Annotated in this window: 1 protein-coding gene; it reads right to left on the bottom strand. The window is 67.5% G+C overall.

The features are described from left to right. A partial coding sequence (locus AC6LJ9_RS30825; protein ID WP_498147635.1) for an ESPR domain-containing protein occupies nt 1-205 on the bottom strand: 205 nt, incomplete at its 3' end. Nucleotides 206-255 lie beyond the last annotated feature (50 nt).

The following is a 255-nucleotide window of genomic DNA, read 5'->3' as shown; positions in this document are numbered from 1 at the left end:
CCTGGATCGTGCCCTTGCCGTCGACTACCGCTCCGCCCGTCGGCAGGGCATGGGCCAGTCCGGCGAAGGCGAGCCCGATCAGCGAGGCGCCTGCCGTCATCAGCACGCGGCCGCGTCCCGCCTTGCCTCGGCGGCGTGTCAGTTCGCTGGCGACCTGCCAGCACCCCTGGGTAGCGTTCCAGACCAGCGCGTAACTCTTGTTCATAGCGAACGTCCTTTGTCGATTGATTCTGCTGCTCCCCAGCAGATGGGCCC

This window comes from Achromobacter sp. 1011811831 (assembly GCF_059760905.1).
Note: the sequence above shows the minus strand (reverse complement) of the source record. Positions and strands in the feature narration are given on the sequence as shown.